Raw genomic sequence first — 10,183 nt, forward strand, 5'->3', positions numbered from 1 at the left:
GTCGCCTTGCCGTACTCAAGTACAACCTGCGACTAGTTTCCTAGTTTGCTCTTTGATTTTCATTGAGTATAAGATGAGTAGGGAGGAAGAGGTAAAAGTTTATGCCCAAACTCTTCACATAAGAACTCTAGCTTACCCATTCTATGGAATCTTGCATTATCCATTAAAACTTCCAACTCATACTCTTCTAAAATCTATTCAAACCACGTCAGCTTCACATTATATATGTTGGTGACCTCATAAGACTTATCTGCAACCTCAAAGCTGTTCTTTGAGCAGCCTACAGCTAGCTTCCTAGTTTAATCTTTGCTTTTCACTGAGTATTAAGTTAAAAAATGGGGCTAGTCAAAAAGTCTTTAAAATCAAAAAACGCATAATATCAGGTATTGAAAACCTTGTACTATGCGTTTTATTGTGGGAAGATTTACTTCATTTTTTCCTGAAGTCGAGTTTTTTCCCTGACTTATTGATTTGGACTATTCGTTTGATGTACTACTGCTTGAGCTTGAATCTCCACCACCGATATATTGGGTAAAGATATTTTGGAAGGCTTGGTCCTTAACCTTGATATTGACTGCTTGCAATTCTTTTCCGATAATGCTTTGAACAAATGTTGAATCATTTTGTTTTTGAGTCAAGATAACAGTTTTTAATTTTTCTTTGTAGTCATCAATATTAGATGATTTTTCTGTTTTCTTAATGAGTTTTACAATGTAATATTGGCTACTGTAGGCTTGTGTGCCAGTTGCTGTAATCACATCAGAAACGCCGTTTACATCTAAAGCGAAAGCGGCTTTCTTGACTTGCTCAGGTACTTCCGTTGAAGCAGAATCAAAGGTAATTTCTCCACCATTTTCTTTTGTTTTTTCATCAGTTGAGTTATCTTTGGCTAATTGAGCAAAATCAGCACCTTCTGCCTTGGCTTTTTCGAGAACTTCTTTGGCCTTGTCTTCATTGTCCAAACGGATGATTTGAGCCGTTACATCTGGAGTGTATTCGTCAAAGGCCTTCTTGTAAGCATCATCTGTCAATTCAGCTTCTGCTGCCTTCTTAACTGCCAACTCAACTAATTTACTTGTACGAATTTGAGCTTTACGTGTTTCAAGAGTCATACCTGCTTGTGACAAGACACGTTGGTAGTTTTCACCATATTGTTTTTCTTCTTCGGCAATAGTATCATCAACCTCTTTATCATCAAGCTCTGAGCCATATTGTTTTTCAAAAACTTTTTGGATGGTCATATTTAACAAGACTTGTTGGGCTGAAGGGTTGCTTTTCACTTGCTCATAAAATTGATGTTCTGTGATGACATCCCCTTTCATGCTGATAAGGTCTGCCCCTTCTGAACCTTTCGAACAAGCTGCTAAAGTTGCTACTGATAATAGTGTAATGGCACCTGCCAATAGTTTTTTCTTCATGTCTACTCCTTTGAGATAAGTGTTACTCTATCTATTTTACTATATTTTCTTAAATTTTTCTGAAAATCATTCGCTGTCAGGCAATTGAACATCTGCTACATTTTTACGAAGCATGAGAATGCCGTCCCCCAGAGGTACTAATGTTGCGGTGAGTCCTGGATTGTCTAAGGTTGCATCAAATAGTCTTTGAAGTCCTCGATAAATGGTTCGCTGGCCACGACGAACTTCCATAATGTCCTTGGCAACATCACCACCTTGAAAAATATCATCCAAGACAACCACACCTCCAACTTCCAAATGTTTGAGGATTTCTGGCAGAAAGACGATGTATTTAGACTTGGCAGAATCCATAAAGACGAAATCATAAGACTCTGTCAGTGTAGATAAGACGTCTACCGCATCTCCCTCTAGGAGAGTGATTTGCTTGCGACTGTCAAACTGGGCAAAATTTTCCTTGGCAAAACCAATCATTTCTGGATTACGGTCAATGGTTGTAATCTTAGCATTTGGCGCATGCTCTGCCATCAAGAGAGCTGAAAAACCGATAGCCGTCCCAATTTCCAGAATGTTTTTAGGTTGCATGGTTTCCATGAGAAACCTGAAATAAACAACCGTTTCATGGGGAATAATGGGAATATTTTCCTTGCGGGCAAAGTCTTCCAATTCTTTCAAGGAACCTGTGACTTGCTTTTGACGCTGACGCATCAAGTCTACAATTTCTTCCTTGACGACAGGGCGACGCATGTTATGGTTGGCATTTTTACTATACGATTCAACCATCTTACGCCAATCCCAATTTTTCAACAAGGGCTTCAAACTCATTCAAACGACGTTCAAAGACTGCAAAGGCATCGTTGAGATAGTCTTCCTTCTCCATATCAACGCCAGCTTTTCTCATGACATTAAGTGGATAGTCAGATTTACCTGCCTTGAGGTAGTCGATATAGCGGTCACGGTCTTCTTGACTACCATGGACAATTTTTTCAGCCAAGGCTGAGGCCGCCGCAAAGCCTGTTGAATATTGGTATACATAGTAGTTATAGTAGAAGTGTGGAATCCGAGCCCACTCGTATTGGATTTCCGGATTGTCTTCCTTACTCAAACCATAATACTCTTGGTTCAAGTCAGCATAGAGTTTATTTAAGAAATCGCTTGTCAAGACTTCACCATTTTGATCCGCTTGGTGAATCGCGTGTTCAAACTCAGCAAATTGAGTTTGGCGGAAAACTGTCCCACGGAAACCGTCTAGGAAGTTATTGAGAATAGCAAAGCGCGTTGCATCGTCTTCCACTTCTTCCAATAATTTCTCCGTCAAGATATTTTCATTGGTCGTTGAGGCAATCTCAGCCAAGAAGATCGAATAATCTCCGTAAACATAAGGTTGCGTTTCACGAGTATAGCTTGAATGCATACTGTGACCTGTTTCATGAACAAGAGTAAAGAGATTGTCCAGATTGTCCTGCCAGTTAAGAAGCATAAAGGCATTGGTATCGTAAGAACCACCAGAATAGGCACCTGAACGCTTTCCTTGGTTTTCGTAAACATCAATCCAACGCTCGCTGAAGGCACGTTTAACACGGCTCAAGTAATCCTCACCCAAGACTGCCAAGGCATCTTCTGCTTTTCTCAAGGCTTCTTGGTAGGTAAAACTATATTCAACAGATGAAAGTGGTGTGTAGACATCGTACATCTTGAGATCTGAAATTCCCAAGATTTTTGAACGAAGTTCAAGGTAACGATGCAAGAGTGGCAAATGCTTGCGAACTGCTGCTACCAAATTGTCATAAACATTTTCTGGAACAAAATTAGCCGCTAGGGCTGCATGACGAGCGCTCTTGTAGTTGCGAACTTTAGCACGATAGTTTTGCACCTTAACATTGGTTTGCAAGGTTTTAGCATAGGTGTGTTGGAATTGTTCGTAAGTCGCATAAAGGGCTTGATAGGCCCCACGGCGAATCTCACGATTTTTAGACTCCATCAAACGTGTGTAGGTCCCATGAGATAGCTGAACTTCCTTACCATCATCGTCGAGGACATAAGGGAACACAATATCCGCATTGTCCAAAATAGCGAAGGTTTCGCTTGCTGAACCAAAGATTTCTCCAGCTCCAGCTAATAATTCTTCTTCGCGTTGTGAAAGAACATGATCCTTTCCTTGCAAAAGCTTGTCAAAATAGTGTTGATAAACCTGCAATTTTGGTTGAGACTCTAAAAAGTCAGCATACTGCTTTTCACTAATTTCCATAAATTCAGGATCATAGAATGAAAAGGCTTGGTCTAGCTGACTATAGAGTGTCATTGCTTTGGCATAGTACTCTTGATACTTAGCTTCACGTGTATCCTGATCATTCTTCATATGAGCATAAACGTAAAGCTTCTCCATCTGGCGTTCCATTTCAAGAGAAAATTCAGTAATTTCGAGTAGGCTATCCGCACTATCCAAGAGATGGCCTTCATACTGGGCTACTGTCTCCAGCTGTTCTGTTAAATCTTTTAAGGCTTCTTCCCAAGCCTGGTCAGTTGGGTAGATCGTTGATAGATCCCATGTATCTTTTTCATTTATTTCGTTTCTTTGTAATACCATTAGATTCCTCCATCCTTTCTATTCTACCATATTTTTCAAGAAATATTGCTGATAAAAGGCTGGTGGATAAAGCTTTTGCCAATCATTTTGAGGATTTTCTTGGTAATAGATTTGAAAATACTGATAATAGCTGGTCAAATCCTTCTCAATTTGGCAAAAATCACCTACTAGTGGTCGAATTTGTGGATACCATTCTTTCAGCCCATAAGTCAGGACATTTTCTCCCTTTTGATAGGCTTCTGCTTGTTCTTTCATCCAAATGGGATTTTGATAGTACAGTTGTTGCCGGATATAACAACAGATGTCCTTATCCTCAGAAACTGTAAAATGAGATATTTTTTGTTTCTTATAGGGAAAACGTAATATCTCCAGTAGACTACCTTGACCACAGGGAAATTCCTTGATTTGATAATGGAGTTTACCTCGAAGATCCTGGTGTATGAGATATTTAAGCCTTAAAATCTGCTTTCCCTTGTCTACTTCCCAAACATAAAAGCCCATGTTTTGACTAAAATAGAGAAAACCTTGTTGCAGACGAGTCAAACGCTCCTTGAGCCAAAGTTTTTCTCCCAGTAGCCACAGTACTTGGTAACCCTGGCTACGATAACCCTCACTGCGCTCTTTAAGAACTTTTTGTGGCAAGGGACTACATTGAACCTCTAAAGCTAGATTGCCATTTACAAACACATCCGCAATCTGTTTAAGTTCTGGAAGCAGGTATTCTAATTGAACCTCTGAATCTTTTTTCAACCAGTGATAAAGTGATTCCTTATTGGCCAGATGTTCTGAACTTTCATTTTCAGAGGAATAATCACAGTCTTTTAAGGATTTATGGGCAAAATGGGTCCGTACACTTGGTCCTTGACGCAAACGAAGCTGACCTCCACAAGCTGGGCAGGTGTATGCTTGCTTCTCAAGCTTATCCTCTAACACATTTACCAATTTTCCCCTAGCATCTCTCGCAACAAACATGATTTCCCTCCTTTTCTATATTATTCGTAAAAAAGAAAAAAGATCAGGAAAATTCCTAATCTTCATTCATTTTTATTTGATTTTCTTGGCTAGCATGGTCGCAAAGCGTAGTTGAATACGATTGCCATTTTCATCGCGACGGTGCAAATGGCCTGGATTTTCATTGTACTTAACCAATTCCCAATCCTTGTAATAGTCTGCCAATTCCCCTTCTTTAAAGGTGAATGGGAAGTTCACTGAGCAAGGATAATCCTCCGTGTCCATAGCACAAACGATAAGATTATAGCCACCAACACTGGTTTTATCCTGCATATTTTGAATAATAGCTGGAATGCAGTCTGCTTGTAGAAACATGAGAACAACAGTTGATACGATAAAATCATATTCTTGCCCAATGCTAGCTGAATTGATATCGTAAAGACCAACAGTCATGTCCAGATCTTCTTGCTCCACAATACTTTGCAAGATTTCAAGGGTCAGGTCATTTTGATCTACAGCCGTCACATCAAAACCTTGCTGGGCTAGAAAAAGAGAATTGCGCCCCTGACCACAACCCAAATCCAAAGCTTTCCCTGGTTTTACTGTCTGCATGGCCTCTAGAACCTCTGAATGAAAAGGATTGGTATTGTATTTCTTAGGGAAATAATCCTCAGGTTTACAATAAAATTCCAAGTACCATTCCACATCATCTGTGGCAGCTTCCACTCGGTGCCAGACTTGTGGTTGTGCCATGGGATTATCTGCCCCTGCTTCAAAGAGGTGTTCAGCTAGAACTTCCCCTTCTTCTGTCAATTCAATAAACTTGAGAGCTCCCTTCAAGACAGTAATTTTCCCCAAGTCCCAACTTTTGTATTGTGCTTTTGCTGAACAGCTTCAGGCATGGTTTCTTTAGTCTACAAAGGCATGCGTTTATAGGCAACTAATTTTTCCATTTTCAATTCCTCTTTTTATCGCTGATTAACAGCTTTCATCACGCGCGCGATGTCGCGGTTTTGCTCACGACGTTTGATAGACTCTCTCTTATCGTAGTCATGCTTCCCTTTAGCTAAACCTAAAAGAAGCTTGGCATAACCGTCTTTGATATAGACTTTAAGAGGAACCAGGGTCATTCCTGTCCCTTTAGTCTCTTGTTCCAACTTTTGGATTTGCTTTTTATGGAGCAGGAGTTTACGACGACGTTCTGGTTCTTGGTTCCAGATATTGCCCTCTTCGTAAGGAGCGATATGGACATTGCTCAACCAGACCTCTCCATTTTTTACTTGGGCAAAGCCATCCTTGAGATTGATTCGAGCAGCTCGTACACTCTTGATTTCAGTTCCAGTCAGAACCATCCCTGCCTCTAGCGTATCTATGATTGTATAGTCGTGGCGCGCCTTTTTATTTTGTGCGACGACCTTTCCCTCGCCCTTTGCCATGCTTGGCTCCTTTCTTAGCTACTTCCTTGTAAAAAGGTTTCTTTCCTTTTTTCTTCTTGTCTTTTTGTGAATGCTTGCGCTTATCATTTGAGCGTCCTGATTTTCTCTTATCTTCCTTCTTATCTGAACGACGATTTGAACCACGCCCTCTGTCACTACGATTAGACTGTTTTAAGCCTTTTTCAATCACATCAAACTCACTTGGGATGTAAGAGAAGTCAATTTCACCCGTCATCTTGTCGGCTCTTTCAACTCGGATACGGATTTGCTGACCTACACGGAAAGTTGTTCCTGATTTCTCCCCACGAAGAGTCAAATCACGCTCATTGAAATGATAAAATTCAGGTAGATTTGTGATGTGAATCAAGCCTTCAACTGTGTTTGGCAATTCAACAAAGAGACCAAACTTGACAATGCTGGACACAACCGCATCGTACTCTTCGCCCACGTATTCTTCCATATACTCAGCCTTTTTCATGGCTTCGACTTCACGCTCAGCCTCAATGGCACGACGTTCACGGTTGGAAGACTGGGTCGCAATCTCTGGAATCACTTGCTCAAAATGCTCTGCTATTTCCTTAGAACGGCCGTAATCACGAATCATACGGTGAACAAGAAGGTCTGGATAACGACGAATCGGACTAGTAAAGTGAGTATAATAGTCAGCCGCAAGTCCATAATGCCCGTGATTATACTCCGAATAACGAGCCTGCTGCATGGAGCGAAGAAGCATCATGGACAATACATCTGCATAAGGTTCCCCCTCAACTGCTCGCATAATATCTTGAAGTGCCTCTTGACTCATTTCACTAGCAGTCCCATAGATTCGAATACCGAAACTCGAAGCATAATCAATAAACTTCTGAACCTTTTCAGCCTTAGGCTCCTCGTGAATTCGATAGATAAAAGGTAGGTCCAGCTTGCTGAAATGCTCAGCAACTGTTTCATTGGCCATCAACATAAAAGACTCAATCATCCGCTCGGCAACACCACGCTGACGAAGAACGATATCAACAGGCTTACCTTGTTTATCCACTAAAATCTTGGCTTCATTGGTATCGAAATTGAGGGCTCCACGTTTCACACGCATGTTTTCTAGCCTTTCGTGAAGTTTGGCCATAAGTTCGATACTAGGAACAATTTTCTGATACTCTTGTCTCTTTTCCTCGTCGCTTGCTAGGATATCATTGACATCGCTATAGGTCATCCGATAGCTTGTCTTGATAACCGTTTGTGTGATGGTGTAGTTGACTACACGACCATGTTTATCAATCTCCATAATAGCAGACTGGGTCAGACGGTCAACTTGGGGATTGAGAGAACAGATGCCATTTGATAGTCGTTCTGGAAGCATTGGAACCACACGGTCAGTCACATAGACAGAAGTTGCGCGGTTAAGAGCTTCCTTATCAAGGGCAGACCCCTCGGTCACATAGTAGGAAACATCTGCGATGTGAACACCAAGCTCCAGATTTCCATTTTTCAAGGCCTTGATATGCACCGCATCGTCCAAGTCCTTGGCGTCAGCACCATCGATGGTAAAGATAATCTCATCTCTTAGATCCAGACGACCTTCCGTATCCTTTTTAGACGGAGCATCAGGCACACTTTCTGCTTCCTTGACAACAGCTTCTGGAAACTCGGATACAATGTCCATTGATTCCAAGACCTCAAGAACATCAATTCCGACATCTGTTGAGTGTCCCACCACATCGAGAACACTCGCGACAAAGAAATCATGTTTCTTGCTTGGGTATTTATCGATAAAGACCTTGAGAACTTCTGTTCCCTCCAGTTTAAGGGCTGGTTTCTTAACATAGATGGGTTGGCTGATTTTCTGATTTTTCGAACGGATATAGCCTGCATACTTAGGTTTTTCCTGATCCAGAACGATTTGACCTACAACAGTTGTCAAACTGTGTTCTAAGATATCAATAATTTTTGCTTCTGCTGCTGTTCCCTTATTGCGGTCAGCGACTTTCTTAATCACTACCTCAACGGTATCACCATCAATAGCATAGTTGACATCGTTTTTTCCTACAAAAAGGTCGTCCTCCTCGCCTTCCAGACTAACAAAGCCAAAGCCATTTTTATGGGCATGAAAAATCCCCTTGAGGGTAATCTCATGTTTTTTCTTAATTTCTAATGTCAGACTACCATCTTCTTCAAAGCGTATCTGATGCTTTCTTTCCATTAGGGACAAGGTTTTAATCAACTCACGAAAATCCTTGGAACTATCTTTTCCCAAAGCCTGAGCCAAATCATTAACAGTCACCTTTCCCTTATCTTGTAAATATTCTTTTATTCTATCTTTCATATTTTCTTTCTAGATTTTTTAATTTTCTTTTACTGTAAAACCTTCTCAAACATCCTTTCATACTCAATAAAAATCAAAGAGCAAACTAAAAAGCTAGCCGCAGGTTGCTCAAAACACCGTTTTGAGGTTGTGAATAGAACTGACGAAGTCAGCTCAAAATACTGTTTTGAGATTGCAGATGAAAGCTGACGTGGTTTGAAGAGATTTTTGAAGAATATAAAAACAAAAAGAGGCAAAGACCTAGTCCTGCCCATTATTTTCTTATCTACTTGATAATACCGTCAATGCTAAGGCAATGGCTAGCCAGAAAAAGACTAAAATCCCTGTCAAACGCTGCATCACAGCTTCGAAACCGCGTGCTTTACTGCGTTCAAACAAATCACCTGAGCTGGCATCAAATACATTGCTGGATTGGTTTTTAGTTGGTTGCATGAAAATCGCAATCACAATCACAACAGATAATACTAATAAAATGGTTAATAATAGGTTATACATATCAAACTCCTTACAATCCCTATTATTTTACCATAAAATCTACTTAGATTCAAGATGTAGGGTTACTTTTCTTTCCTTGGGACAATACTTTAAAACCTCAATCTTGTCTGGATGGGTTTTTGAATTTTTACTGGTTAGGTAATTGATACTGCCACAAGAGGAGCATTTGAGATTAATTTTTACTCGCACTAGATTTCCTTTACTTTTATTAGACTTCCTGCAAAACTAGAATCCTAGTTCATGATTGATAATGCCAGCAATCAAATTCATTCGTAAGCCGAAGCGTTTACGATGATTTCGATAGGTTGTTGAAAACATTTTAAACGTTTTTATAGTGAAATGAAATAAGAACAGGACAAATCGATCAAGACAGTCAAATCGATTTCTAACAATGTTTTAGAAGTAGAGGTGTACTATTCTAGTTTCAATCTACTATACTTTGTCAAAAATATTCTCAACCTTGATTCTCTCCTTAGATAGCGCATGGTTACAGGCTTTCTCTTCAGCTGTTAGCGGCTTGAGTTTGCTGGATTTACGTGGAGTTTGTGCTTGAGGATCTATCTTCATGAGCCCTTGATAACCACTGTCAGCCAAGATTTTACCAGCTTGTCCGATATTTCTGCGACTCATTTTGAACAACTTCATATCATGACAATAGTTCACAGTGATCTCCAAAGAAACAATTCTCCCTTGACTTGTGACAATCGCTTGAGCCTTCATAGCGTGGCATTTCTTTTTACCAGAATCATTCGCTAATTCTTTTTTTAGGGCGATTGATTTTTACTTCCGTCGCATCAATCATTACCGTGTCCTCAGAACTGAGAGGAGTTCTTGAAATCGTAACACCACTTTGAACAAGAGTTACTTCAACCCATTGACTCCGACGGATTAAGTTGCTTTCGTGAATACCAAGATCAGCCGCAATTTCTTCATAAGTTCGATATTCTCGCACATATTGAATAGTCGGCATAAGAAGGTATTC

Annotated in this window: 8 protein-coding genes and 4 pseudogenes; all 12 read right to left on the reverse strand. The window is 40.3% G+C overall.

Going from position 1 to position 10,183, the window contains the following annotated elements; all coding sequences use genetic code 11:
• Window positions 1-74: 74 nt before the first annotated feature.
• Window positions 75-170 (reverse strand): annotated as a pseudogene (locus HT687_RS09030) (IS630 family transposase); the annotation flags it as partial.
• A 306-nt stretch (window positions 171-476) separates the two neighbouring features.
• A complete protein-coding gene (gene prsA / locus HT687_RS09035; protein WP_000727950.1) occupies window positions 477-1,418 on the reverse strand; it encodes a peptidylprolyl isomerase PrsA in 942 nt (313 codons plus the stop codon).
• A gap of 66 nt (window positions 1,419-1,484) precedes the next feature.
• On the reverse strand, window positions 1,485-2,198 hold the full coding sequence (locus HT687_RS09040) for an O-methyltransferase (protein WP_007285038.1): 714 nt from the start codon (window positions 2,196-2,198) through the stop codon (window positions 1,485-1,487).
• Between the two features lies 1 nt (window position 2,199).
• The gene (pepF, locus tag HT687_RS09045) at window positions 2,200-4,002 is read right to left on the reverse strand and encodes an oligoendopeptidase F (protein ID WP_000244148.1); all 1,803 of its coding nucleotides are present in this window, start codon (window positions 4,000-4,002) and stop codon (window positions 2,200-2,202) included.
• Between the two features lie 18 nt (window positions 4,003-4,020).
• Window positions 4,021-4,974 (reverse strand): competence protein CoiA family protein, encoded by a 954-nt coding sequence (locus HT687_RS09050; protein WP_000495916.1) that lies wholly within the window; start codon window positions 4,972-4,974, stop codon window positions 4,021-4,023.
• A 72-nt stretch (window positions 4,975-5,046) separates the two neighbouring features.
• A pseudogene (tehB, locus tag HT687_RS09055) lies at window positions 5,047-5,855 on the reverse strand (SAM-dependent methyltransferase TehB).
• Window positions 5,856-5,921: 66 nt separating this feature from the next.
• On the reverse strand, window positions 5,922-6,389 hold the full coding sequence (gene smpB, locus HT687_RS09060) for an SsrA-binding protein SmpB (protein WP_001051744.1): 468 nt from the start codon (window positions 6,387-6,389) through the stop codon (window positions 5,922-5,924).
• On the reverse strand, window positions 6,352-8,706 hold the full coding sequence (gene rnr, locus HT687_RS09065) for a ribonuclease R (RefSeq protein ID WP_023937384.1): 2,355 nt from the start codon (window positions 8,704-8,706) through the stop codon (window positions 6,352-6,354). Before rnr ends, smpB begins: the two co-directional genes overlap by 38 nt.
• Before the next feature lie 261 nt (window positions 8,707-8,967).
• Window positions 8,968-9,201 (reverse strand): preprotein translocase subunit SecG, encoded by a 234-nt coding sequence (gene secG, locus HT687_RS09070; RefSeq protein ID WP_000282517.1) that lies wholly within the window; start codon window positions 9,199-9,201, stop codon window positions 8,968-8,970.
• A 39-nt stretch (window positions 9,202-9,240) separates the two neighbouring features.
• Window positions 9,241-9,390: a 50S ribosomal protein L33 gene (rpmG, locus tag HT687_RS09075; RefSeq protein WP_001809104.1), complete on the reverse strand. Its 150-nt coding sequence runs from the start codon at window positions 9,388-9,390 to the stop codon at window positions 9,241-9,243.
• Between the two features lie 36 nt (window positions 9,391-9,426).
• A pseudogene (locus HT687_RS09080) lies at window positions 9,427-9,534 on the reverse strand (IS5/IS1182 family transposase); the annotation flags it as partial.
• A gap of 102 nt (window positions 9,535-9,636) precedes the next feature.
• A pseudogene (locus HT687_RS09085) lies at window positions 9,637-10,183 on the reverse strand (transposase); the annotation flags it as partial.

Origin of the sequence: Streptococcus sp. 1449, assembly GCF_013276805.1 — a bacterium.
GTDB lineage: Bacteria > Bacillota > Bacilli > Lactobacillales > Streptococcaceae > Streptococcus > Streptococcus pseudopneumoniae.